Annotated in this window: 22 protein-coding genes and 1 pseudogene; 14 read left to right on the top strand and 9 right to left on the bottom strand. The window is 39.4% G+C overall.

Features of this window, described 5'->3' with window-relative positions:
• Positions 1-3: 3 nt before the first annotated feature.
• Together J7I93_RS01850 and J7I93_RS01845 are read right to left on the bottom strand one after the other, a co-directional pair.
• A complete protein-coding gene (locus J7I93_RS01850; RefSeq protein ID WP_214722750.1) occupies positions 4-327 on the bottom strand; it encodes an ArsR/SmtB family transcription factor in 324 nt (107 codons plus the stop codon).
• 25 nt (positions 328-352) lie between these two features.
• Positions 353-2,107, bottom strand: a complete 1,755-nt coding sequence (locus J7I93_RS01845; RefSeq protein ID WP_214722749.1) for a SulP family inorganic anion transporter — start codon at positions 2,105-2,107, stop codon at positions 353-355.
• Positions 2,108-2,332: 225 nt separating this feature from the next.
• On the opposite strand from J7I93_RS01845, the gene J7I93_RS01840 reads away from it, so the two are divergent.
• The 6 genes and pseudogenes from J7I93_RS01840 to J7I93_RS01815 form a co-directional block, all read left to right on the top strand.
• Positions 2,333-3,535, top strand: coding sequence for a CaiB/BaiF CoA transferase family protein (locus tag J7I93_RS01840; protein WP_214723026.1), 1,203 nt, complete (start codon positions 2,333-2,335; stop codon positions 3,533-3,535).
• 45 nt (positions 3,536-3,580) lie between these two features.
• Complete coding sequence (locus J7I93_RS01835) at positions 3,581-4,828, top strand: MFS transporter (protein WP_214722748.1); 1,248 nt, start codon at positions 3,581-3,583, stop codon at positions 4,826-4,828.
• A gap of 155 nt (positions 4,829-4,983) precedes the next feature.
• Positions 4,984-6,282, top strand: a complete 1,299-nt coding sequence (locus tag J7I93_RS01830) for a hypothetical protein (protein WP_214722746.1) — start codon at positions 4,984-4,986, stop codon at positions 6,280-6,282.
• A gap of 135 nt (positions 6,283-6,417) precedes the next feature.
• A complete protein-coding gene (locus J7I93_RS01825; RefSeq protein WP_214722745.1) occupies positions 6,418-7,596 on the top strand; it encodes an amidohydrolase in 1,179 nt (392 codons plus the stop codon).
• A 15-nt stretch (positions 7,597-7,611) separates the two neighbouring features.
• Positions 7,612-9,138 (top strand): AbgT family transporter, encoded by a 1,527-nt coding sequence (locus J7I93_RS01820; RefSeq protein ID WP_214722744.1) that lies wholly within the window; start codon positions 7,612-7,614, stop codon positions 9,136-9,138.
• A 237-nt stretch (positions 9,139-9,375) separates the two neighbouring features.
• A pseudogene (locus J7I93_RS01815) lies at positions 9,376-9,666 on the top strand (aldehyde dehydrogenase family protein); the annotation flags it as partial.
• 107 nt (positions 9,667-9,773) lie between these two features.
• On the opposite strand, the gene J7I93_RS01810 reads toward J7I93_RS01815, so the two are convergent.
• Complete coding sequence (locus J7I93_RS01810) at positions 9,774-10,547, bottom strand: glycosyltransferase family protein (RefSeq protein WP_214722742.1); 774 nt, start codon at positions 10,545-10,547, stop codon at positions 9,774-9,776.
• 108 nt (positions 10,548-10,655) lie between these two features.
• On the opposite strand from J7I93_RS01810, the gene J7I93_RS01805 reads away from it, so the two are divergent.
• The 3 genes from J7I93_RS01805 (at position 10,656) to J7I93_RS01795 (ending at position 15,114) form a co-directional block, all read left to right on the top strand.
• Positions 10,656-11,888, top strand: a complete 1,233-nt coding sequence (locus J7I93_RS01805) for a class I SAM-dependent methyltransferase (RefSeq protein ID WP_214722741.1) — start codon at positions 10,656-10,658, stop codon at positions 11,886-11,888.
• Positions 11,889-11,906: 18 nt separating this feature from the next.
• Positions 11,907-13,064, top strand: a complete 1,158-nt coding sequence (locus J7I93_RS01800) for an NAD(P)-dependent oxidoreductase (RefSeq protein ID WP_214722740.1) — start codon at positions 11,907-11,909, stop codon at positions 13,062-13,064.
• A 679-nt stretch (positions 13,065-13,743) separates the two neighbouring features.
• Complete coding sequence (locus J7I93_RS01795) at positions 13,744-15,114, top strand: aldehyde dehydrogenase (protein WP_214722739.1); 1,371 nt, start codon at positions 13,744-13,746, stop codon at positions 15,112-15,114.
• A 25-nt stretch (positions 15,115-15,139) separates the two neighbouring features.
• Here the strand turns inward: J7I93_RS01795 and J7I93_RS01790 are convergent, their stop codons facing one another.
• From J7I93_RS01790 to J7I93_RS01780, 3 genes are read right to left on the bottom strand one after another with little or no spacing between them, the layout of a single operon-like run.
• The gene (locus tag J7I93_RS01790; RefSeq protein WP_214722738.1) at positions 15,140-15,379 is read right to left on the bottom strand and encodes a hypothetical protein; all 240 of its coding nucleotides are present in this window, start codon (positions 15,377-15,379) and stop codon (positions 15,140-15,142) included.
• A 9-nt stretch (positions 15,380-15,388) separates the two neighbouring features.
• Entirely contained in the window at positions 15,389-15,562 is a 174-nt protein-coding gene (locus J7I93_RS01785; protein WP_214722737.1) for a type II toxin-antitoxin system SpoIISB family antitoxin, read from the bottom strand.
• Positions 15,543-16,307: a type II toxin-antitoxin system SpoIISA family toxin gene (locus tag J7I93_RS01780; protein WP_214722736.1), complete on the bottom strand. Its 765-nt coding sequence runs from the start codon at positions 16,305-16,307 to the stop codon at positions 15,543-15,545. The genes J7I93_RS01785 and J7I93_RS01780 overlap by 20 nt, the downstream gene beginning before the upstream one ends.
• A gap of 124 nt (positions 16,308-16,431) precedes the next feature.
• Between J7I93_RS01780 and J7I93_RS01775 the strand changes: the two genes are divergently transcribed.
• The 3 genes from J7I93_RS01775 (at position 16,432) to J7I93_RS01765 (ending at position 19,262) form a co-directional block, all read left to right on the top strand.
• A complete protein-coding gene (locus J7I93_RS01775; protein ID WP_214722734.1) occupies positions 16,432-16,596 on the top strand; it encodes a hypothetical protein in 165 nt (54 codons plus the stop codon).
• A gap of 119 nt (positions 16,597-16,715) precedes the next feature.
• Positions 16,716-18,452, top strand: a complete 1,737-nt coding sequence (locus tag J7I93_RS01770) for a phospho-sugar mutase (protein ID WP_214722733.1) — start codon at positions 16,716-16,718, stop codon at positions 18,450-18,452.
• Positions 18,453-18,467: 15 nt separating this feature from the next.
• Positions 18,468-19,262 carry a PHP domain-containing protein gene (locus J7I93_RS01765; RefSeq protein WP_214722732.1) on the top strand — a complete coding sequence of 265 codons (795 nt, stop codon included), beginning with the start codon at positions 18,468-18,470 and terminating at the stop codon, positions 19,260-19,262.
• 34 nt (positions 19,263-19,296) lie between these two features.
• On the opposite strand, the gene sat is transcribed toward J7I93_RS01765, so the two are convergent.
• Genes sat through J7I93_RS01750 form a run of 3 tightly spaced genes read right to left on the bottom strand, consistent with a single transcriptional unit; the run spans position 19,297 to position 22,918 of the window.
• Positions 19,297-20,436, bottom strand: coding sequence for a sulfate adenylyltransferase (sat, locus tag J7I93_RS01760; RefSeq protein WP_214722730.1), 1,140 nt, complete (start codon positions 20,434-20,436; stop codon positions 19,297-19,299).
• Complete coding sequence (cysC, locus tag J7I93_RS01755) at positions 20,433-21,080, bottom strand: adenylyl-sulfate kinase (protein WP_214722728.1); 648 nt, start codon at positions 21,078-21,080, stop codon at positions 20,433-20,435. Before cysC ends, sat begins: the two co-directional genes overlap by 4 nt.
• A gap of 17 nt (positions 21,081-21,097) precedes the next feature.
• On the bottom strand, positions 21,098-22,918 hold the full coding sequence (locus J7I93_RS01750; RefSeq protein WP_214722727.1) for an SLC13 family permease: 1,821 nt from the start codon (positions 22,916-22,918) through the stop codon (positions 21,098-21,100).
• 190 nt (positions 22,919-23,108) lie between these two features.
• Between J7I93_RS01750 and J7I93_RS01745 the strand changes: the two genes are divergently transcribed.
• Together J7I93_RS01745 and rfbB are read left to right on the top strand one after the other, a co-directional pair.
• A complete protein-coding gene (locus J7I93_RS01745; RefSeq protein ID WP_214722726.1) occupies positions 23,109-23,849 on the top strand; it encodes a sugar phosphate nucleotidyltransferase in 741 nt (246 codons plus the stop codon).
• Positions 23,846-24,793, top strand: coding sequence for a dTDP-glucose 4,6-dehydratase (rfbB, locus tag J7I93_RS01740; protein ID WP_214722725.1), 948 nt, complete (start codon positions 23,846-23,848; stop codon positions 24,791-24,793). The genes J7I93_RS01745 and rfbB overlap by 4 nt, the downstream gene beginning before the upstream one ends.

Raw genomic sequence — 24,793 nt, 5'->3', positions numbered from 1 at the left:
TCATTAATTATTTATTTTATCCAGCATGCTGATCGTATCGACAAGGTGATTATTAAAAATTTGCCGTGCCACAGTAAGAAGATCAATAATCATCGGATCTCTTAGCGAATAGATGACCCGGTTGCCGTCCTTCGTGCCCGTAACAATATTTTTAGTCCGCAGTACTGTAAGCTGCTGCGAAACGGCAGAGCCTTCACTGCCAACCAGGCTTTGAATTTCATTTACACTTTTATCGCCCTCAGCTAAGAGTTCTAATATTCTGATTCGGAGCGGGTGGGCCAGAGCTTTGAAAAAGTCTGCTTTGAATTGCTGCATATCAAGATTCAATGTATGGTATCCTCACTTTCCTGAGTCATGGCGCTGATATCGCTTTTTCTCTTGCTTGATAGTTTGATCCGGATAGTTTTCCGCATTCCCTGAATGCAAAGTGCCTGCACCCCATGCACTTATTTTCGTCGATTAACCTAAGTGCATGGTTGATGGCATCTCCGGTATGCTCAAAAATATGCTCATCCCCAATCATATCGTATAATCCCGTTTTCATTAAGATGCTTTTAGGCTGGGGCTGAAGACCGGATATTAAAATAATGCCATGCTTTGAAAAATTTTGCACGATATGAGCAAAGTTGGACTCACCGGTTGTATCCATAAAAGGTACACGGCCCATTCTCAAAAGCAGGATTCCTGGCTTGTAATGAATGGTATCCATAATGGTTTGCGAAAAAGTTTGGGCAGCACCGAAGAATAATGGTCCCTCCACATTAAAAATACTAATCTGCGGGCAATCGTGATGCTCGGAAACCATATGAGATTGTACCTTTTTGTGTTTATTCTCCGGATTCGGCAGAGCTTTTACGGTAACAAGGTGATCGCTCATTCTCTTCGTAAACAGGATGACAGCCATTAATAAACCGATCTCAACAGCAACTGTTAAATTGACAAAAACCGTTAATAAAAAGGTTACGACAAGCACAAGTGAATCTTCGGTCTTCGTTTTTAAAACGTGACAGAAAACTTTTCTTTCACTCATATTCCAGGCTACGACCATTAAAATTGGGGCCATGCTGGCAAGCGGAATATTAGATGCATATGGTGCAAAAAGCAGTAAAACAAGCAATACCATAATCCCGTGAATAACTCCGGAAAGAGGAGAGGCTGCGCCATTTTTAATATTGGTGGCCGTTCTCGCGATCGCTCCTGTAGCAGGTATCCCGCCGAAAAAAGGGGTAATCATATTGGCTATTCCCTGGCCTGCCAGCTCCCGGTTGCTGTTATGCCTTGTGTTCGTCATCCCGTCTGCTACAACCGCAGATAGCAGTGACTCGATCCCGCCTAAAATGGCAATCACAAATGCGGGACGAAGGAGCTCGATTACTTTTTCCAAAGTAACATCCGGGATAGCGAATCTTGGGAGAGTCCCGGGAATTTCTCCAAAAGAAGAACCGATAGTGGCTACCTGATTTGGAAAAAAAACAATTGCTGCGGCAGTGGAAAGCAGCAATCCAATCAGAGGGCCAGGTACCTTCGGAAAAAATTTAGGTATTAGCAAAATCCCGGTCAGGCAAATGCTTGCAGTCAGAATACTATAAAAATTGACGGTATGAATATGCCTCGCAATCTCTCTAATATTATCGATAAAGTATTCATGGCTCTCAACACCCTTGAGCCCTAGAAAATTTGAGATTTGGCCAGTAAAAATAATGACTGCTATCCCCGATGTAAACCCAATCGTGACAGGTTTCGGGATAAATTTGATCAAGGAACCAAGCCTGAAAACGCCCATTAAAAAGAGCATAACACCAGCAAGAAAACCTGCAATTAATAAATTTTCATACCCATAAGTCATCACGATACCGAACAAAATGGGAATGAATGCACCAGTCGGTCCGCCAATCTGGTATTTTGAACCGCCAAGAAGGGAAATCAAAATCCCGGCAATGATCGTCGTATAGATCCCATACTCAGGCTTAACCCCCGAAGCAATCGCAAAAGCCATCCCCAGCGGAATTGCAATAACACCGACAATAATCCCTGAAAGTAAATCCCTCTGAAAACTTTGCAGTGAATACTCCGAATACCTTCCAGTAAAAAACCACTTACTTTTCATTCATAACCCTTCTTTTTGTCGTTATGTTTAAATATTAGTATATCTGATTATTTGAATATACTATGATAAAAATACACCTTTACTTTAAAAGAGTAAAGAGGTTTTTTAATAATTTAGTTGAATTAAATAGTATTAGACAATTTTTTACTCAGGAAATTTAAAAATGATTTGTGAAGAAAAAACTCGTTCTTATGAAAAGTCTTTGAACTGAGCAAGGAGGAAATGATGACTGAAAAGCGGCTTCCATTAGAAGGCATTCGAGTTATTGAACTGGGCACTCTTTTAGCAGGTCCATTTACCGGGCGTCTGCTCGGAGACTTTGGAGCGGAGGTTATAAAGGTTGAGCCTCCCGGAAAGTCAGATCCCATGAGAAATTGGGGGAAATCCAAAGATGGTTTTGGCTTATGGTGGCCGATCCAATCAAGAAATAAGAAGTCTATTACTCTAAATTTACGAAAAGAAGAAGGTCAGGAAATTTTAAAGGAGCTTTTGAATGAAGCTGATGTGCTGATTGAAAATTTCCGGCCTGGCACCATGGAAAAGTGGAATTTGTCTTATGAAGAATTATCCGAAATAAATCCGAAACTGATTATGGTTCGGACATCCGGCTACGGGCAGACAGGACCATACAAGCACCGCGCAGGCTTCGGAAGTGTAGGTGAAGCAATGGGGGGATTAAGAAATGTAACGGGTTTCCCGGATCGGCCGCCTTCTAGAATCGGCGTCTCCATAGGCGATACATTGGCTGCTTTGTTTGCCACAATTGGCTGCCTGGTTGCATTGCATGAACGTGAACATTCCGGGAAAGGCCAGGTGGTTGATACTGCCTTGTATGAATCTGTTTTTTCCATTATGGAAAGCATTATTCCTGATTATTTGCTTGCGGGCTATATTAGGGAGCGGATGGGAAATATCCTCCCCGGCATTGCGCCATCCAATATTTATTTTACAAAAGATAAAACATATATCGTCATTGGAGCAAACGCTGATGGAGTTTTTAGCCGGCTCTGTGAAGCAATGGAGAAACCTGAGTTAGCGGAGGATCCGCGGTTTTCTACCCATAACGCAAGAGGCGAGAATATGAAATTGCTGGACTCTATTATAGAGGAGTGGACCAAGACACTTACAGCGAAAGAAGCTCTTTCCATTTTGGAGGAAAAAGGCGTCCCTTCAGGATTAATTTATAATGCCAAAGACATATTGGAGGATCCTCAATACAAAGAGCGTGAGATGATCATTAAAGTCGAGCACCCGGAACTAGGTGAATTTCCTATGCCGGGAATTGTGCCAAAATTAAGCAGAACGCCTGGAGAAGTAAAACATGCAGGAGCAGAGATCATGGGGAAACATAACATAGAAATCTATTGTAAATTACTCGGTTTTAATGAAGAAAAATTGGAAGAATTGAAGAGGAACCACATTATTTAAACCGTTTTAAATCAACTATAAGAATGCTAGAAAAGAAGTGAAGATATGAAACATGCACATATAAAGAATCAGGCTACCTTCATCTCGGAACCATGGAGAATGCTCATTTCCCTTTTAATTGCGCAGTTAATGGTCGCTTTTATCGGGAGAAGCATCGGTCCGCTGGGCGTGTTAATTGGAGAGGATCTTTCATTGTCTAAATCCCAGATTGGCATGCTTCCTGCTGCTTTGTTCATGGGTCAGGCCATAGTATCGGTACCTGCCGGATATTTAACTGACAGGCTGGGATCGAGGAGGTTGCTGCTGGCTGCAGCTTTTATGATGGGAATCGGTTATTTATTTACCACTTTTCTCACTCATTTTGGGATTCTCCTTGTATTGGTTGTAATCGGCGGCCTGGGATATGGCTCCATGCATCCTATTACAAACCGGGGAATTATTTACTGGTTTCCACAAAAACAGCGTGGTACCGCAATGGGCATTAAACAAATGGGGATTACAGCAGGGGCGGCGCTCGCAAGCCTTATCTTATTGCCATTGAGCACAGTATTCGGATGGCGCCCAGTATTATTGATTGCCTGTGTCATTCTTCTATTCGGAGGAGTCATGTCCTATTTTATCTATCGGGACCCGCCTCAGCAAAAACAGTCCAACAACCAAACACAAGGGCTTGTGTCTTTCTACAAAGAAATGTTTAAAATGCTCAAAAATAAACGTTTGCTGCTGGTAAGTTTTAGCGCCATGGGGCTGAATGGCTCACAAATGTGTTTAACCACTTATATTGTCTTATTTTCATACGAAAAACTGGGAATTTCCCTGTTTTTATCAGGTATGCTGCTCGTTATTTCTGAAGTATTCGGCTCATTTGGGAGAATTGCATGGGGAATCATCAGCGACCGAATCTTTAACGGAAAAAGAGTCATAATCTTAATGATTATCACTGGGATTACCGCTGTATCAAGCTTGACTGTTGCATTCATTTCATCGGCTTCATTCTGGCTGCTGGCTCCTATTATTGCATTATTTGGCTTCTCTGCAGCAGGGTTTAACGGAATATGGATGAATCTCGCAAGTGAACTGGTGCCTCCTGAGAAAGCAGGAATATCAAGCGGCATCTCTTTAACAATGGGCTCCACCGCCGTCATCATTGTTCCGCCTTTATTTGGCTTTTTAGTGGATTTCACTGGAGACTTTATGGCTGGATGGCTGCTGATAACCGGGCTCATGGTTATGGTGTTTTTTATGTTAAGTGCATTGACCGTGATGAACCAAAAACAGCAGCTTGCCGCATAACTTCATTAACGCGGCCCCTCACAAGTTATGAAGTGGAATAACCTAATCAAAAGGAGCTAATTTGAGTGCTGAACAACATTGTTCGGCACTTTTTTATTAATCATTCATCTTTTTATGCTATCCTATCTACAAAGAAAGCATGATGAGGTGGTCATATGTATCACATTGGTGTAGTTGGACCGGAACAGTCGGTGAAGAGAATTTTGGATGTTGCAAAAGAGTTTGAAAAAGAGATGAAATTTCATCCATATACATATAAGCAGGCTGTTGAGACGAAAGAGATTGTTGTCGCACATAAGGATGGGGTTGATGCCTGGCTGTTTTCAGGACCAATTCCGTATGCCATTGCAAAAGGCGTTTTAGGCGATGATGAAAGCCTGCACGGCGTATTATTTTTGGAAACAGGTTTATATAAATCGCTTCTTAATTTGCTTCTGCAAAACAGGGGCTTGAAACAGCTATCCGTTGATCTGCCTGAAGGGGCCAATATAAGCGGTGAGGCATTATCACAACTGGAAGTACCAGTGGAAAATCTCCACATTGAAACGTTTCCTGCCGATATTGAAGAGGATCAAATCTATGAATATCATTACAGGCTCTGGGAAAATAGGGAGACCGAGGGGGTTCTGACTTGTTACCCTGGGGTAAAAGAACGGCTGAAAGGGCATGGCATCCCGGTTTCATGGATCACCACGACCCGGCTGGAAACGAAGCAGACCCTAATGTCCCTTTCCGAAAAAGCAAAAGCCCATTATTACCAAAATACACAGGTGGCTGTTTGTTTTATAGAAACGGAAAATCCGGAGCTGGAAAAAGTGAAGGAAGAATTGCTGTATGATATGCAATGGACCGAGCTGAAAATGGATGAAATTCTCCTCCGGGCGAGCCGAAGTCTGAATGGCTCTTTTCATAAAACCGGAAGAGGAGATTATATGATTTTTAGCTCCAGAGGGGAAGTATACCATCACATTAACCTCCTGCACGATACCATTGATAAAATTCGCGAGGACTGGAAGCGGCCAGTTGCGGCAGGTATCGGATTTGGGGATTCTGTTTTAAAAGCTGAATTTAATGCCCGAAAAGCCGTTCAGCGATCGAAGTCATCCAAACAGGATAAGATTATCTTACTTGACGAGCATGGGATTGTGGAAGAGTATCAAAATGATCAGGTGATCCTTTCTTATATTAGCGAAAGTGATGAACCCGAGCTGGTCAAGAAGCTGGGTGAATATCATATAAGTGTTCAGCTTTATAATAAAATAAAAAGCTATGTGGGGCGGAAGGATTGGGATACATTTACTTCTAAAGATATTGCCCTTGAGCTTGGCATGAGCAACCGCAATGCGCAGCGCATTTTGCAGGGGCTGCGTAAAGCAGGGTTAATTGCAGAAGTCGGTGAAACGAAAAGTCATGATAAAGGGCGGCCGATGAAATTATATAGTTTTACACCTTGAAAACAGCCATTCTAACAGGCTGTTTTTTATTTTGGAAAAATAATCTTGTGAATATTTATTGAAAATTTTCTATAAATTCTATATTATATATTTAGCGCATATGCGTTAATTAGTCGTTATATAGGAGTGGAACAAATGGATTTCAGCAAGATTTTAACTAGAGTAAATGAAGTTTACGGTGAAGTCATCGATTGGCGCCGCTATCTTCATGAAAATCCGGAATTATCCTTTCAGGAAATACATACTGCAAACTATGTTTATGAAAAACTAGAAAGCTTTGGCGGCTTGGAATTGTCCCGTCCGACAGAAACAAGCGTTGTTGCCAGATTAAAAGGTTCCAAGCCTGGAAAGGTAGTCGCTCTTCGTGCAGATATGGATGCTCTGCCAATCACAGAGAATACGGGCTTATCTTTTTCATCCAAAAATGCGGGCGTTATGCATGCATGCGGCCATGATGCTCACACTTCCATGCTGCTTGGAGCAGCAAAAATTCTCACGGAAGAAAAAGAAAATTTGAGCGGGGAAATTGTCTTTATTTTTCAGCATGCCGAAGAACTTCCTCCAGGCGGAGCAAGAGAAATGGTTGCCGCAGGAGTAATGGATGGCGTCGATCAAGTAGCAGGTCTTCATCTTATGTCAACCATTCCTTTTGGAACCATTGGCATTCGCGATGGTGCCATCACATCAGCAAGCGACATTTTTGAGATCACGGTCCAGGGTAAGGGAGGCCATGCTTCAACTCCTGAGTTAACCGTTGACCCTGTAGCAGTTGGCGCTCAAATCGTATCCGGTCTAAATCATATTGTTGCACGCTCTGTTGGACCGCTTGATTCAGCTGTTGTATCTGTTACAAGATTTCATGGCGGAGAAGCCTTTAACGTTATTCCCGATACAGCCGAAATTGGCGGATCAGTCAGGGTTTTAGAAGAGTCAACACGTGAATTAATTAAAAGTCGCATCCTTGAAGTTGCTGAAGGAATCGCTAAAGCTCACGGTGCGGAGGCGAAGGTAGAATACACGTATGGATACAACCCTGTCATAAATAACGAAGAAATAACGAAAGAGCTTACAAGCATGCTGGAAACTCATTTTACGGACAGAAAAATTGAGTGGATTGATCCCATGCTTGGCGGCGAGGACTTTTCTGCTTTCAGCGAAGCCAAGCCGGGCTGCTACGTGATGATTGGTGCAGGAAATGACCAAAAAGGGATTACCTACCCTCACCACCATCCAAAATTCGACCTGGATGAAGAGGCGATCAAAGACGGACTTAAATTTCATATTTTAACAGCCTTGACGTTAACAGAAAAATAGATTAGGAGGGGTTTTATGGCCCGGGACAACAAGAAAGAAAAAAAGACATTTTTTGACCGGATGCTCGATTCGATCGAATATGCCGGGAATAAACTGCCAGACCCAATTGTATTGTTTTTCATGCTATGCGGGATCATTTTGGCAGCATCCTTCATCGCCGGATTGTTTAAGGTATCAGCTACCCACCCGGTAACAGGGGAAACGGTAGTTGCCAATAATCTTTTAGATGGAGCAGGAATCGTAGACATCCTCACTAAGATGGTGACCAACTTCAGTGAGTTTCCGCCGCTTGGCATGGTACTCGTTATGATGATTGGTGTTGGACTGGCAGAGCAGAGCGGATTTTTCGATACACTGATGAAGCGTTCCGTTATTGCTACACCAAAAAAAATTATTATACCAAGTATTATTTTAATTGCCATTGTTGGTAACGTGGCTGCCGACGCGACTCAGGTCGTCTTGCCTCCAATTGCTGCAACGGTCCTTATGGCATTTGGCTTCCATCCAATGGTTGGTTTAATCGTTGCTTATGCTTCAACCACGGGGGCATTTTCAGCCAACTTAATGATCGGTATGACTGATACGCTGGCTGCAGGATTTACCGAGTCAGGTGCACAGACTGTTGATCCTAATTATCAAGCGAACCCGGCGATGAACTATTACTTTATTGCGGTTTCAACTTTTTTCCTTTTAGCCGTTTCGACATGGGTAACGTATAAATTTACGATTCCGCGTTTTGGTTCTTATACAGGGGAAATTGAAACAGTCACAACCGTGACCTCGGAAGAGAGCCGCGGACTAAAATGGGCCGGAATTTCAGTAGCTGTGTTTCTTGTGGCAGTATTAGCCATGATCCTTCCGGAAAACGGAATTTTGCGCAACCCTGAAACAGGTTCAATTATAGAAGGTTCTCCGCTTATGAACGGAATCGTACCGCTATTGACGATCTTTTTCCTGCTTCCAGGCCTTTTCTATGGTTTAGGAGCAGGCACTGTAAAAAGTTCAAAGGATTTTGGTGAAATGACTGGAAAAGCAATGAGTACAATGGGGCCATATATTGTTCTCGTCTTTGCATCCGCTCAATTCCTTGCTTATTTCAGCGCCTCAAATCTTGGTCCGATCATCGCGATAAAAGGAGCTGATTTCCTTGAGTCGGTAGGCTTTACAGGAATACCGCTGTTTATCGTATTTATCCTATTTGTCAGCTTAATCAATATCTTAATCGGAAGTGCATCAGCAAAATGGGCCATCCTGGCACCGATTTTCGTGCCGATGTTTATGTTCCTGGATTACCATCCAGCATTCACACAAGCATTATACCGAATTGGGGATTCCATCTCGAACCCAATCACGCCAATGCTTCCGTATCTTGTATTGTTATTATCCTTTGCGAAAAAATACGACAAGAACATGGGCTTGGGAACCTTAATATCAGCACTATTCCCATACACCATCTTCTTTGGCATCTTCTGGATTATATTGATCGTCGTTTGGTACCTGTTAGGTATCCCAGTTGGGCCGGAGGGACCGATCCATTTATAAGATTTGAGGAACACCCAGGGGAACCTGGGTGTTTTATTTTTTTAAAAGGAAGTTATTTTCCAAAAATGTGAACTATACGAATAAAGTAAGAAAAACTGCGAATAAAAAAACATGCAGCAATTTTCTTACTAAAAATAGAGCAAATAACCTGGAAAGAAGTCCATTAAACTAATTACACTCTTTACATGAATTCAGTTTTTTGCAAAAAATTTCGATATTCAACCTAAAAAATGTATTTGCTCTATTATGAAGCCTTCTGAATTAACTTCGCGAATTTCGGCATTGCTGTCAAAGCTTATCAGTGAGAATTTTACATAGGAATACATAGCAGTTCTTGAAGGTGGAGTCGAAGCAAGCACAGCTCATCTGAACGAAAAAGTGGATTATATTTTCTTTACAGGCAGTGTGCCTGTTGGAAAAATTATTATGGAGGCGGCTTCCAGGAATCTTACGCTGGTGACGCTTGAGCTGGGCGGATACAGCCCGTGCATTGTTCATGAAGATGCTAATCTTTTACTCTTTTTAAAAGAAGATAACGGCCCTTTACTTATTAAAAGGAAATAAAAGGCCACTGTTTTTATCTAACATTAAAAAATGAAAGATCTAATCTCAATTTACAATTACACTTCTTTAATTTAATCTGAAAATATCCAATTACAATCTTCTCTAAGTCTAAGATCTTCTGATAAGGCGGCTCTTGCTCTATACATTTTTTTAAGTTTATTAGCATCTACAAAGTGCTGTTTACCCCATCCTCTCCTTTTATTTTTTATAGGAATTCTTTTTTGAATAAATAGCTTTCTTTGAACCATGGCTTTATTCCAGGGACTAAATCCGAACCAAAGGACGAATGCTTCAGGATGATTCTTTGCTTTAGGATGCTTTGAAGAATGACGCCCAATTTTATAAGCACCATCCGGAAATTTATGGATAAATCTGTCTCTTTCTGGTACACGATGCTTCTCTTTTTCCAAATAACCGTGAAACCTTTGTTGAGTTAAAGGTTTATCGGGATCTGGATCTGATTTATAGTAACCAATCGGATCAGCCATGATAATACCATTTGCCCTATAAATGGAATCACCGCTTTTTTCTAAATCATTCAAAAAATCATCTTTATTTTTTACGTATAGAAACTCCGTTGTATTCAAAACTGTTTTCCATCCTTTAAATTCCCGTTCTATTTCCATTACTTCTTTTTCACAAGCTTCTATATCAAAATTAGGGTTTCGAGATTTGCGTATTTCCCAATTAGGTGCCAATTGACGAATTAGATCATTAGATTTATCGGTTGATCCATAATCAATCATAACTCCATGATTAAAAAGCTTAGAATGATGTTTTAACCACCACGAAAGCAAATACTCCTCATTGTAATAATGGCAAATAACAGTAAAGTCAGCAGCCATCACCAGCCCTCCTTTTTCTACTAATATATGATAATTACCTATAACTTTTGCAGGAAATGAGAATAGAATATCTTATGCTCAAATAAAAAATAAGGCAGTTGAAGTTTAATGAGAATAAGCACTTGTCGTTTTTGCGGGGGAAAGTTAAGTATTTCTTTTGCGAATTTGGGTGTAACTCCCTTAGCAAATTCCTTTTTATGCCCAGGGGATGGCAGTACGAATGAACAATATTACCCTTTGAATGCCTTCGTATGTAATCAATGTTTCCTCGTTCAGCTAGAAGAGATTAAAAGCCCAGAACAAATCTTTAGAGATTACCCATACTTTAGTTCTTACTCTAATAGCTGGCTCAACCATTCCCGCAGCTATGTTGACATGGTTGCTGACCGTTTTTCTTTAAATGAAAGTTCACAAGTTGTTGAGATTGCAAGCAACGATGGCTATTTACTGCAATATTTTAAAAATAAAATGATTCCCGCTTTCGGAATAGAACCAGCTGAAAATATTGCAAAAATAGCAATAAATAAAGGAATTGAGACACGAGTACTATATTTTTCTGATGCGGCTGCACAAAAATTATTAAATGAAGGCATCCAATCTGATTTGCTTATTGCTAATAACGTATTGGCTCATGTACCTAACCTGAATAGTTTTATTAATGGATTAAAAATTCTGCTATCTTCTAAAGGAGTAATTAATTTAGAATTCCCTCATTTATTAAACCTCATTAAGGGTTGCCAATTCGATACCATCTATCATGAACACTATTCCTACTTTTCTTTATTAACTGTCCAATCTATTTTTGAAGCCCATCGTCTTAAAATCTTTGATGTAGATCAGTTACCCTACCATGGTGGATCTTTACGTATTTATGTTTCCCACTTAGAAGATGAAACAAAAGAGATATCTGATAGAGTTCTAAAATTAATTAATTATGAGAAAGAGTGCGGTTTAAATCAAGTAGAAACCTATTTGAACTTTGAAGAGCGAATAAAAAGCATAAAGCAGGAATTACGTTCAAAACTATTCCAATTAAAAAGTAACGGTAAAACGATTGCAGGCTTTGGCGCTCCTGCGAAAGGAAATACCTTACTGAATTATTGCAGAGTGGGAAAAGAATTTTTGGAGTATACCGTAGATGAAACACCGTATAAGTTGGGATTATTATTGCCAGGCACTCATATTCCAATTTATTCAGTAGATAAAATTAGACAAACCAGGCCGGAATATATTCTTATTTTGCCTTGGAATTGGAAGCATGAGGTTATGGAAAAGTTAAGTTATATAAGAGAATGGGGAGGGAAATTTATTATTCCTATTCCACAGGTGGAAATTTTGTAATATTTGGAGAGGGATATTATGGAAGTCAAAAGGATTGGAATAATAGGAACTGGATTTATTTCGAAGGGACTTGTTCAAACATTGGGAGACCATTGTAATTTATCAGTATCAAAAGTTTTAACACGCAGAAACATTGGAGATTGTATTGGATATCCAAAAAGTGAGTTTTTAACGAATGATTTAGATGATTTAATAGAACAATCTGATCTTATAGTGGAGTGCAGTGGAGACGTTATACATGCGACAGATGTCATTGATAAATGTTTTAAAGCTTCACTCCCTGTCATTACCATGAACGCTGAATTGCATGTAACCACAGGTTCCTATTTTGTTAATAAAGGCCTAATAACTGAAGCTGAAGGTGATCAGCCTGGGTGTCTGGCAATTCTTAAAGAAGAAGCAGAACTAATGGGATTTAAACCTTTGGTCTATGGAAATATTAAAGGATATCTAAACCGAACTCCTACATTAAAAGATATGACTTATTGGGCAAAGAGGAATGGTATTAGTCTCCAAATGGTAACCGCATCTACAGACGGAACAAAAGTGGAAATAGAACAAGCACTTGTTGCCAATGGATTAAATGCCGAAATAGCAGGTAATGGATTAATGGGAATCAATACAGAGGACGTATTATCAGGTGCAGCTGCTTTGGCTGAAAAAGCAAAAAAAATAGACTCTCCAATCAGCGACTATTTACTTTGCTCCAAACCCTCTCCGGCTGTATTTATCACTGCTGAACATCATGAAAATCAGCGGGAGGCATTAAGATATTTTAAGATGGGAGACGGCCCCTACTATACATTATTTTCTCATTATCATTTATGTTATTTAGAAATCATCAAAACCATTAAAAGAGTTTTAAACGGAGGGGGAATCCTGCTTAATAACAGTGAAACGCCTAGGATAAGTGTCGCAGCTGTTGCAAAACGCAATATCAAGCAGGGTGAATGGTTAACCCATGGCATTGGAAGTTTTGATGTTAGGGGCAAAGCATGCAGGATTATAGATAATATTGGCCATGTACCGATCGGTCTGATAAAAAATGCCTTAGTTAAAAGAGATATCAGTCACGGTCAAATAATTCAATTTGATGATATAGAAATCCCTGAAAGTTTGGCATTAAGTGCATGGAAAATCATTGAAAACCGGTCAGTTAAACTCAGGGGAAATTAGAAAGCACGTGTAGAAAAATGGCTTTCAAATAAAAAGATAGCGATTTTAAAGGAGTTCATTATTAAATCCAAAGACATTGGTAGCTAGTTTTTTGAAAAAACTGGAATATGGAACTGGGCATACAGTAGAGTTACCTAAATGCTTCAGAGAGGGTGGTCATTAAAGCAAGCCATAATCCTCCGAATATAACAGTTTTAAAGCATTTGGGGGAGATGAAGCCATGGGCGTGAACATATCTGATATGCAAAATCTATTTTCTCAACTTAAAATGTTAACAGGTTATTATTCTGTAATTTTTTTCATCCAGCACCTGAATGGAAAGCAACCTGGATGTTTTTATTTTTCTCAAAAAAGAAGGTGTTTTCCTAAATTGTGAACTTTACGAATGAAGTAAAAATACATGCGAATAATACAGGAAATTTTGCGAATAAGTTTTTTAATTTGCGAAGAAAATAAGAATTTTACCAACAAACCTATTAAACTTGCGAGTAAAAAATATGCAGCAATTTTTTTACTAAATATGGAGCAAAAGCCTTGAGATAAATCGATGAAACTAATTACACTTTTCATGGTTTCTCATTTTTCAGGAAAAAATTCCGATATCCGGCCTAAAAGATGTATTTCCTCCACACCTGGTGATACTATATCCTTAATAACTTACCGAATCTGGAGGCTTTACATGGAAAATTACGCAGATTTGATTCAAAAACAGAGAAATTTCTTCTCAAATGGGAGAACGAAGGAAGTTTCCTTTCGGATGGAGGCACTCGGACGGCTGCGCATGATCATAAAAGAGCATGAACAGGGTTTGATGGACACATTAAGAGCAGATCTCAATAAAAGTGAGTTTGATGCTTATTTAACGGAGATCGGAATTGTGCTGGAAGAGATCCGTTTTACGATGAAGAACCTGAAAAAATGGGCAAAGCCAAGGAAGGTTAAATCGACGCTAGCTCAAGTCGGTTCGAAAAGCTACATATATCCTGAGCCGTATGGAGTAGCACTCATTATCGCACCATGGAATTACCCTTTTCAGCTGGCAATCGCACCGCTTATTGGCGCTATCGCAGCTGGAAACTGCGCTATTTTGAAGCCTTCTGAATTGACTCCGCGAACCTCGGCATTGCTGTCAAAGCTGATAAGCGAGAATTTTCCAGAGGAATACATAGCAGTTGTTGAAGGTGGAGTCGAAGCAAGCACAGCTCTTCTGAACGAAAAAGTGGATTATATTTTCTTTACAGGCAGTGTACCCGTTGGAAAAATTATTATGGAGGCGGCTTCCAGGAATCTTACGCCTGTTACGCTTGAACTGGGCGGAAAGAGCCCGTGCATTGTCCATGAAGATGCTAATCTAAAACTGGCTGCGAAAAGAATCGCCTGGGGCAAATACATGAATGCCGGCCAGACCTGCGTAGCTCCTGACTATATATACACACACAGCAGCATCAAGGAAGAATTTCTAAAAGAGCTCAAACACGCTATCGAAGAGCTGTATGGCGGAGATCCAATCGGTTCGGGCAATTTCACAAAAATTGTCAGCGAAAAGCATTTCAATCGTTTAACCCAATTTTTAAGCAACGGAACCACTGTTCACGGCGGCAGGCAGGATCTCGGCACATTGACGATCGAACCGACTGTTTTAAAAAATATTACCTGGGAAGATGAAGTGATGGAGGACGAAATTTTTGGACCCATCCTGCCAGTTCTGGATTACAAAGACTTGTCCAACATGATCAGCGAAGTTAACGCACGGCCGAAACCGCTGGCACTCTACATTTTTTCAGAAAGTGTAACGATACAAAACGAGATTCTCAACCATATTTCCTTTGGCGGCGGCTGCATCAACGATACAGTCTATCATCTCAGTTCTCCCTATTTGCCGTTCGGCGGGGTGGGGGAAAGCGGAATTGGCGCGTACCATGGGAAAGGAAGCTTTGATGTGTTCTCACATGAAAAAAGTATCCTGAAACAAACCACCAAATTTGATTTGCCGTTCCGGTATCCGACTACAAAAAACGCCCTAAAGAAAGTAAAACTTTTTATAAAATAAAGCCGTCTTGCAAAAGGCGGTTTTCTCACGCATTATTTTTAGGAAGCTTCTTTCCTTTGTTCAAATCCTGGATTGCAGCTTCCGTTTTTTTGGAAAGGTTTTTCGTGTATGGGGAAATAGAGAAGGTGGGGAAGTCTATATTTTTCACTTTCTTTGTCAGCTTTTTCATTAGGATCAGCCCTTTAAATAGGATTTGTTTCTTTATTATATGAACGGACATGGTGAACATGAATAAAGGCGCGGAAGAAAAATCCTTCCACGCCATATAGTATGCTCACGCTTTGCTTTTTGTATAAACACTTATTAATCTTTTATTCTCTTTTATGATCCGTTCAGTGTGCGGGCTGACTTCAAAGGCAGGGAGGCTGATCCGCGACCTTTTTTTCATGACCTTCATGGTGCTTTTACTGCTTAACTTTTCCTTTTTATTATCCGCTGGTTCCTTCATGGTCTTCTTCCTCCTGTTCAGCAGGGAGCATTAGATCGTATATTGAGATGAGTGAAGTGAATAGCAAGTAGTCGAATTCTGTGACAAAATCATCGGAGGTTAATTTAATGACATAATAGTCTTCAAGTATGGAAAAAGGAATCAACGCCAATTTTTCATCGGCATCATAATAGACTTCCTTGCGGTCCAAACGGCTGTGAATCAAAGCTTTATCCGTATAGTGCTCAAGCAAATAGTCTTTATCTTCCTGAGTTGTGTATTTGCACAATACCGCTTTCATATCCACTTTTTCCGCGTAATCGGCCAATAGTGTTTCGATGCCGGCAATATAGGCTTCCTTATCTCCATAATAAATGTCGATCGGTTCATTTTTCAACAAATATTGAAAAGATTTGAGCTTATTCATGTGCGAGTTCAAGAGATCGTTATTTTCTTCAAGCAATTCTCTTGTATCTGTCGCCAGCTCGTTATTGCCAACTCTTTTCAAGTAAGAACCAAGGAAAACAAACGCGTCAACCAGTGCAAAAATAATCGCGACAATCAGATAATTCAGCCAGTCTGTAAAAATGGAAACTGGCTCCTTCGTCCAATAAATCACTGCGCCAAGCACATAAATGATGTACCAGGTTTTCCTGATGGCAAAAATTCGTTCCTTAACTTTCTTTTCCCATAACCACACAGAAATAACATAAAACCCGAGACATGCAACAATTATCCAAACCGCAATCTTAAAGAAAAGGAGCAAAAGGATCGCCTCGTCAATCAATAAATTTAAAAACGGTTAGAAAATTTGCAAAATTTGCCTTATAGTTACATTATAACAGAGAATATGTCAACAATTTGAAAATAAATTGGGCCGGAGGAAAAACATGAGGAAATACCTATTTATTATGATCGCAGCCTTGATGCTGCTTTCGTTTATAAACCACAGAAGCATCTATAAAGCAGTGCAATTATGTGAGGATGGAAAGGGAACTCCCCAGGTTCAGAAGGATATTTTTGCTTTTAACTGGAGTGTTGGCTGCGAATTGTAGGATATCATAAAATGAAAACAGTAAAACTAGTTGCTCTCTAGGCCATGGGACAGCCATTATTCCTATTCCTTCATATAATAAATAGTGAGTTTGTATAGAGAAGGGAGAGAAATGGAAAGGTGACATGGAAATCAAAGGCTGAAAAATGGCTTTCCCACAAAAATTTAGATAAAGAATTGAAGAAATTACTTCTAACTATAGACCAGCACACTTTAGAAGATTGCTTTTATAAGGATTTAGAATTTGGTACAGGCGGAATAAGGGGCGAATTAGGAGCTGGAACGAACAGAATGAATATTTACACTGTCCGCAAGGCTGCTAAAGGTCTTGCTGATTACATTTCTCAAAAAGGCGAACAGGCAAAAAAACGGGGAATCGTCATCGCATACGATTGCCGCCGTAAATCGGACGAGTTTGCCATGGAGGTAGCGAAAACGGTTGGCAAGGAAGGAATACATGTATATCTTTTTCATGAATTAAGGCCTACCCCTGAATTGTCTTTCGCAGTTCGTTACCTAAATGCTTCAGCAGGGGTGGTCATTACAGCAAGCCATAATCCGCCGGAATATAATGGTTTTAAAGTATATGGCGAAGATGGTGGGCAGATTATTCCTTCCGTGGCAGCAGTAATCACCAGCTTTATCAATAAAAATGATGATGAGCTATCCATCCAAGTAGCCGATGAAAAAGAAATGCAGGATAGCGGCCTGTTAACTTTTATAGGGAAAGAAATTGATCAAGCTTATCTAGAAAAACTAAAAACGATACAATTAAATAGAAAGATTTCCAAACAAGCAGGCAAGGATTTAAAAATTGTCTTTTCACCTCTGCATGGGACAGCAAGAGATCTGGTTTACAGTGGCCTGCAAGCTTTTGGGTTTAGCAATATTACTCTTGTAAAAGAGCAGGAAGAACCAGATTCCGAATTCAGTACCGTGGTATCCCCAAATCCAGAAGAGCATGCTGCTTTCGAGATGGCCATCCAGTATGGCAAACAACTGGATGCAGATATTTTAATGGCCACAGATCCCGATGCTGACAGGCTGGGAGTTGCAGCAAAAAATGAACAGGGGAATTATGAGATATTAACAGGGAATCAGCTCGGAGCGATCATGCTGCATTATTTATTGAGTCAAAAAAAGAGAAATGGAACTCTTCCAAACAATGGTGCTGTTATGAAAACAATTGTTACCTCCGAGATTGGCAGGGCCATTGCAAACGATTTCGGCATAAAAACGATTGATACTCTGACTGGCTTCAAATATATCGGCGAAAAGATTAAGGAATTTGAAGAATCCGGTGAGCATCTATTTCAGTTCGGATATGAAGAAAGCTATGGATATCTAATTGGTGACTTTGTGCGTGATAAAGATGCTGTACAAGCAGCCGTGTTTGCTGCGGAAGCTGCGGCTTATTATAAATCAAATGACAAGACATTGTATGAAGCTTTAGATGAAATCTATAAACAATACGGGTTCTACCGAGAATCAATGAAGTCTATTACTTTAAAGGGAAAGGAAGGCACTGAGAAGATTTCGCAAATTCTCAATTTCTTCAGAACAAACCCTCCCATAAAAATAGAGGAAGTGAACATTACTTCTATTGAAGACTACCAATCCAGTAAACGTGTTCATTTATTAACCGGCAGGGAAGAGAGTTTAAATCTTCCAAAATCGAATGTCCTTAAATTTTACCTCGCCGATGGTTCCTGGTTCACGATCCGGCCGTCCGGAACGGAACCAAAAATAAAGTTTTATTTCTCTGTTAAAGGCTCAACAAAGGCTAAAAGTGAACATTTATTAAACCAGCTTGAAAATGGCGTAATGGATATAGTGAAGGCTGTAATAATAGATTAAGAGGAGGGAAGGTAAATGGATTTGGCGGAAATCATTAAAAAAGGCCAATTTGATCTTCACATGCATACCACCGCATCTGATGGGGTGCTGTCACCATCCGAAATCGTGGAGATGGCTGCTTCCAAGGGGATTACCACCATTGCCATCACAGATCATGATACAATGCATGGAATTAAGGAGGCCTCAGAAGCGGGAAAAAGATTTGGAGTAAAAGTCATTCCAGGGATCGAATTAAGTACTAAATACAAAGGGATTAGTATTGATATATTAGGACATGGGATTCATGAATCGAAACCCTTGCTGGATACACTGCAAAAAATCCGTGATCACCGTGAAAACCGTGCACAAATTATTGTAAAGAAATTTTGCGAATTAGGAATGCCTATTACAGAAGAGGATGTTAAAAAGCATAGCAAAGGAGACGTAATTGCACGTCCCCATATTGCTAAAGCTGTAGTCGAGAAAGGGTATGCCGAGAATGTTCAGGAGGTTTTTGATCAATATTTGGCAGATGGCAAACCTTGCGCAGTGGACAAAATGGTATTATCGCCGGAGGATGGAATCCGGCTCATCCACCAGGCTGGCGGCTTGGCTGTGCTGGCGCACCCAGTGCTTGTCAGGGATGACACCATTATAGAGGAGCTTTTAAAGCTTCCGGTTGATGGGATCGAAGTATGGCATCGGAAACAAACTTTCAAAGACTCTGCCCGCTATAAAGCATTAGCAGATAAATACAATAAGAAAATAACGGGAGGATCTGACTATCATAATGAGGAGCATTCCCTTGGAGAGTTTGGGTTCCAACCATAAAAAAGGAGCTGTTCACTTTGAGAACAGCTCCTTTTTACGATTGTTTCAATCCTTTTATTAAAATTTCAGCTACTTCCGGGCGGGTAAATTGCGGAGGAGGGGTATTTCCATTTCGCAGCATTTCCCTGACCTTTGTACCTGATAGATGCAAATGGTCTTGCTTGGAATGAGGGCAAGTCTTGCTTGAAGCCATATTCCCGCACTTTGTGCAATAAAAGCTATGCTCAAAAGGCAAAATGGCTATACCCATTTCCTCTGCACTAAATTGGGCAAAGATTTTTTGTGCGTCATAAGTGCCATAGTAATCACCTACTCCTGCATGGTCACGCCCAACAATGAAATGAGTACATCCATAATTTTTACGGACAAGAGCATGGAAAATGGCTTCCTTGGGCCCTGCATATCTCATGGCAGCTGGGAAAACAGCTAAAAATACTCTGACTTGAGGATAATAATTTTTTAACAAGGCTTCATAGCTTTCCATTCTTATATTCGCAGGGATATCATCCGACTTTGTTTCTCCTACTAAAGGATTCAAAAACAATCCATCGACTGTTTCAAGTGCTGTTTTTTGTATATATTCGTGTGCCCGGTGAACAGGATTTCTTGTTTGGAAACCAACAACGGTTTTCCAATTTTTTTTCTCAAATTGATTCCTTATTTCAAGCGGTGTTTTATAATATTGGTCAAATTGGGTGCTTTTGGGCGGAACTTTTGTCAGAATAATGGGTCCTGCTAAATAAACTTTGGGGCGTTTTAATAATTTATTTACTCCTGGATGGTTGCAGTCAATTGTCTGGTAAACGTGATGTGCTTCGAGCATTTTATCTGGTTTGTATTTTTCGTCAAGCTCTAATACTCCATAAACAACACCATTATGTTTCAGTTTTACTATTTCTCCAACCTTTAGCATGTCTGCTGTTTTTTGCTCAACTGGAAGGGTAATCGGAATACTCCAGACTGTGCCATTTGATAGCCTCATGGAGTTAATAACCGAATTATAATCCTTTTCTCCAAGAAAACCGGTAAGCGGACTGTAAGCTCCATTGGCGATGAGTTCAAGGTCGGAGAGGGCCGTGGCATCAATCTCTATTTCTTGTATAATATCCGATACGTCATACTGTAAATCAATGCGATTCACTAATTTTCCCCCGTGGGGAAGACTAAGTGTCATTTGATTTCACTCCCATTAGGCTGTATAGGCAGAACCATATTATTATAAAGATAGGAAAGAAGAATGTTCACTGCTTCTTTAACGGTTACATTACTTGAATCAATTATAATCTCTGGAGACTTTGGTTCTTCATAAGGCTGGTCAATACCAGTAAATTGTTTAATTTCACCTTTTCTGGCTCTTCTGTATAATCCTTTAGGATCACGGTTTTCACATTCCTGAATCGGACATTTAACAAATACTTCTATGAATTCCTTATCCCCCACTATCTCCCTGGCCAATTTACGGTCCTGCTCAAAAGGGGATATAAGCGCGGCTAGCACCACAATTCCGGCATCAACAAAAAGCTTGCCAGTTTCGGCCGTTCTCCTAATGTTTTCTTTACGGTCACTTTCCGAAAAAGTAAGATTTTTATTAATCCCATGGCGTAAATTATCACCGTCCAGCAAATAAACGCTTATTCCTTTATTATAAAGTTCATGCTGCAGCGCATTGGCAATCGTTGACTTTCCGGAGCCAGACAACCCGGTAAACCAAATCATCACACTATTATGGCCATGCAATTTTTGTCTGTCTTCTTTCGTAATGACAGATTGATGCCAGATTATATTTTTACTTTCATCCTTGTTCTTCAAAATGATCATTCTCCTTTCAAAACCTTTTAAAGCCACTTAAGAGCTGCTAAAGAAATGGTTATAAACATACAAATAAAGCTTAAAGGGAGGCCTACTTTTAAATAATCAGTAAACTTGTAGCCACCTGGACCATAAACAAGCAAATTTGTTTGGTATCCAATTGGTGTTAAGAAGCTGCATGATGCTGCAATGGCTGTGACTATGGCAAACATCATTGGGTCTAAATTTAGCTGAGAGGATATTGAAAAGCCAATCGGAAACATTAGAGCTGCAGTTGCGAGGTTATTTAAGATTTCAGTTAATATTAAAGTAATTAAATAGAACACTATTAGTATTCCAATTACCCCTAAGCTTGTTTGCAGTTTAGCCAGTATTTGAGCGACAGCTTGCCCCAGACCTGTTAGTTCAACAGCCCGGCCTATTCCAATCGCACTGCCCATTAGTATAATTACATTCCAGTTTATGGATTTTATTGCTTCTGTTACGGTAATTGTTTTAAGTAACAATAAACTAACTGCAGCCAACATGGTTAGTTGATAAATAGGCAAAATTTGAAAAATTGAACCCATAAGAATTCCAGTGAGGATGGCAGCAACGATCACTCGATCTTTTTTGGATTGTTTTCTTTTAAAATCTGAAGATGAAAGAAAATAGAAATCCTCTGAATCCGACCATGATTTTGGGAAGTCGCTTTTTGCGAGTAATAAGAGGGTATCACCTGGTTTCATCTCAATATTGCCAATTCCAGTAGTGATATGTGTTCCTTTTCTTTTTATAGCTACTATTACGGCATGGTACTTGGAGCGGAATTGGCTTTCTCTGATCTTTTTATTAATAAGTGGAGAGTTTCCTGAAATGACAACTTCATATAATAATGTGCTTTTATCCTCATTCTCCTCTATCCCTGAAAGATGTTCCAATCCAATCAGCTCGCTGATCTTAATAAGCTCTTGAGGGTTGCCCGAAAAAACCAGGATATCACCGCCATGAATCACTTCTTCATAAGGATCAGGAATAATGGTTTTACCTTTTCTTATTATTTCTATAAGAAACAGTTGATTTAAGTTTCGAAGCATAGCTTCAATGATTGTCTTTCCAATAAGGTTTGAATCTTTTTTTACTTCAAACTTACTTATAAAATTCTCTTTTTCATCCTCAAACATTTTTAAAGAGTGTGTTCGATCAGGTAAAAGCCGAAATCCCACGGCAATAAAATAGATAATGCCGGCTAAAGCTAAAGGAATTCCAAATAAAGAAAAATCAAATAGATGAAACCCTTTTAAACCTCTCTCCAACAAAAGGCCTTGGATCACCAGGTTAGTGGATGTTCCGATAAGTGTTATAGTACCGCCTAAGATGGCCGCGTAAGAGAGTGGTATAAGCAACTTGGAAGGCTTAATTTTATGAGTGATGGCCCAAGTTTGAAGCGGGGGAATAAGCATGGTTACGATCGGCGTGTTATTCATAAACGCTGATAAACCGCTAACAGGGATCATTAATCGTAAAATAACACTTCTTAAACTTAGCCTGTCTTTTAAAAATCTTATCAAAAGATCATCCAATATCCCGCTCTTTGAAACAGAAGCACCTAGTATAAAGAGAAATGCTACTGTGTGCACGCCAGGGTTTGAAAAGCCGCTTAAGGCATCTTTAGGTGAAAGGATGCCTGTTAATATCAGTGAACCCATAGCCAAAAATACTGTGAATTCTGGCAGCAACCATTCTTTTATTAGAACTATAAACATACTAAACAATACTAAACAAACAACGATAGCCTCTAAATTCATTGATAATCTCTCCGAACAGTTGTCAACTAAGTCCTCTAATATGGATATGTTTTTCTCCAAAGCTTGTATATAATAAACGCCCTATCAATTGAATAATTCCACTCTACTTTTTAACTAACATTGTTAGTCAATTTAATCAAATTCGAATGTATAGATAAATATCAGGCTCAATTGAACTATTTAAACCATATAGTGTAGAGATATGGGAATTAGAAAAAACATAGACGAATTGAGAAGGGAGACAATAACAGTGAAAGGAGTTATTTTAGCTGGAGGCACAGGATCACGCCTAAAACCTTTAACGAAAATAATAAACAAACACTTATTGCCTGTAGGCCATTATCCAATGATTTATTGGCCAATTTTAAAACTGAGAGAAGCTGGTATAAAAGATGTTTTGATAATAACTAACTCAGATGACATATATTCGTTTATTAAACTATTAGGGGAGGGGGAAGATTTAAACGTAAAGATACATTATAAAATCCAGGAAAATACAGGAGGAGGAATTGCTGATGCACTTTTATCAGCAAAAGAGTTTGTTAAACAGGAAAAGTTCGTAGTTTTACTAGGCGATAATATTTTTGAAGACTCACTGACACCTTATATAAAAGCTTTTCAACAGCAGGAAACAGGAGCAAGGGTAATAATTAAAAAAGTAGAGGATCCATGTCGTTATGGGGTACCGCATATCGAAACCGAACAACAAAAAATTCTATCTATTATAGAAAAACCAAGCAAGCCTCCTTCTTCTTATTGTGTAACAGGTATATATATGTATGATCAAAATGTTTTTGATTTTATTAATAATATCCATCCTTCATACAGAAACGAGCTGGAAATTACGGATGTTAACAATCTGTATATAAAAAATAATACTTTAAGATATGATGTATTAAACGGATGGTGGATTGATGCAGGTACACATGAATCATTATATAAAGCCTTCACATATATTCAGCAATCAAGGAATAAGGAGGAAATGAATTGAAAAGACACCTTCTTGTAACAGGCGGAGCAGGCTTCATAGGTTCAAACTTTATATCTTATTTACTTGAAAATTCTTCTTACCTAATTACCAATGTTGATTCTTTAACATATGCAGCAAATGACAGAAATACAGAAGTATTTAATAAATCAGGTCGTTACCGTTCTATGAAGATTGATATTGGCAACAAAAAAGAATTGGAAGCAGCTTTTGATCAAGAATATGAAGCGATCATAAATTTTGCTGCGGAATCACATGTTGACAGAAGTATAGATGATGCCACACTTTTCCTTCATACAAACATATTGGGAACTTTTAACCTTTTGGAAGCAGTCCGTTCAGGAAAGGCAAAAAAAATGATTCAAATATCAACTGATGAGGTTTATGGCTCCCTTGAGTCTTCAGAACCTCCATTTAGTGAAGATACGCCTCTATCCCCCAACAATCCTTATTCTGCTAGTAAGGCAAGTGCAGACTTACTTGTTAGATCTTTCTTTAGAACACATCAGCTTCCTCTTATCATTACAAGATGCAGTAACAATTATGGCCCTCGGCAGCATGAGGAAAAATTTATTCCTAAAACAATTAAAAACTTAATGTTGAATAAAAAGGTTCCTTTATACGGAGATGGAATGAATATTCGCGACTGGATTTATGTAACTGATCACTGCCATGCTGTTTACTTAGTACTTGAAAAGGGAGTACCAGGTGAAATTTATAATATTGGAGGACATGAGGAAAAAACAAATCTTGAAGTGGTGAACACCATTCTTAATAAAATGAATAAAAATGAGACACTCATAAAATTTGTAATGGATCGGAAAGGACATGACCGTCGTTATGGCATGAATTCAGCCAAAATAACAAGGGAGTTAGGCTGGATTCCGCAGGTTACATTTGAAGATGGAATCCAAAGAACAATAGATTGGTATAAATCAATTTTATAA

The sequence above is a fragment of the Bacillus sp. ISL-47 genome, assembly GCF_018613175.1.
In the GTDB taxonomy this organism is placed as follows: Bacteria; Bacillota; Bacilli; order Bacillales; family Cytobacillaceae; genus Cytobacillus.
This window is presented reverse-complemented; position numbering and strand designations above follow the sequence as displayed.

Coding starts and splice junctions, on each gene's coding strand:
- J7I93_RS01775 (WP_214722734.1), top strand. CDS start 16,432: ATGAGGAAATACCTATTTATTATGATCGCAGCCTTGATGCTGCTTTCG.
- J7I93_RS01840 (WP_214723026.1), top strand. CDS start 2,333: ATGACTGAAAAGCGGCTTCCATTAGAAGGCATTCGAGTTATTGAACTG.
- J7I93_RS01830 (WP_214722746.1), top strand. CDS start 4,984: ATGTATCACATTGGTGTAGTTGGACCGGAACAGTCGGTGAAGAGAATT.
- J7I93_RS01765 (WP_214722732.1), top strand. CDS start 18,468: ATGGATTTGGCGGAAATCATTAAAAAAGGCCAATTTGATCTTCACATG.
- J7I93_RS01785 (WP_214722737.1), bottom strand. CDS start 15,562: ATGAAGGAACCAGCGGATAATAAAAAGGAAAAGTTAAGCAGTAAAAGC.
- J7I93_RS01845 (WP_214722749.1), bottom strand. CDS start 2,107: ATGAAAAGTAAGTGGTTTTTTACTGGAAGGTATTCGGAGTATTCACTG.
- J7I93_RS01835 (WP_214722748.1), top strand. CDS start 3,581: ATGAAACATGCACATATAAAGAATCAGGCTACCTTCATCTCGGAACCA.
- J7I93_RS01825 (WP_214722745.1), top strand. CDS start 6,418: ATGGATTTCAGCAAGATTTTAACTAGAGTAAATGAAGTTTACGGTGAA.
- J7I93_RS01810 (WP_214722742.1), bottom strand. CDS start 10,547: ATGGCTGCTGACTTTACTGTTATTTGCCATTATTACAATGAGGAGTAT.
- J7I93_RS01795 (WP_214722739.1), top strand. CDS start 13,744: ATGGAAAATTACGCAGATTTGATTCAAAAACAGAGAAATTTCTTCTCA.
- J7I93_RS01805 (WP_214722741.1), top strand. CDS start 10,656: ATGAGAATAAGCACTTGTCGTTTTTGCGGGGGAAAGTTAAGTATTTCT.
- cysC (WP_214722728.1), bottom strand. CDS start 21,080: ATGATCATTTTGAAGAACAAGGATGAAAGTAAAAATATAATCTGGCAT.
- J7I93_RS01820 (WP_214722744.1), top strand. CDS start 7,612: ATGGCCCGGGACAACAAGAAAGAAAAAAAGACATTTTTTGACCGGATG.
- J7I93_RS01800 (WP_214722740.1), top strand. CDS start 11,907: ATGGAAGTCAAAAGGATTGGAATAATAGGAACTGGATTTATTTCGAAG.
- sat (WP_214722730.1), bottom strand. CDS start 20,436: ATGACACTTAGTCTTCCCCACGGGGGAAAATTAGTGAATCGCATTGAT.
- J7I93_RS01790 (WP_214722738.1), bottom strand. CDS start 15,379: ATGGCGTGGAAGGATTTTTCTTCCGCGCCTTTATTCATGTTCACCATG.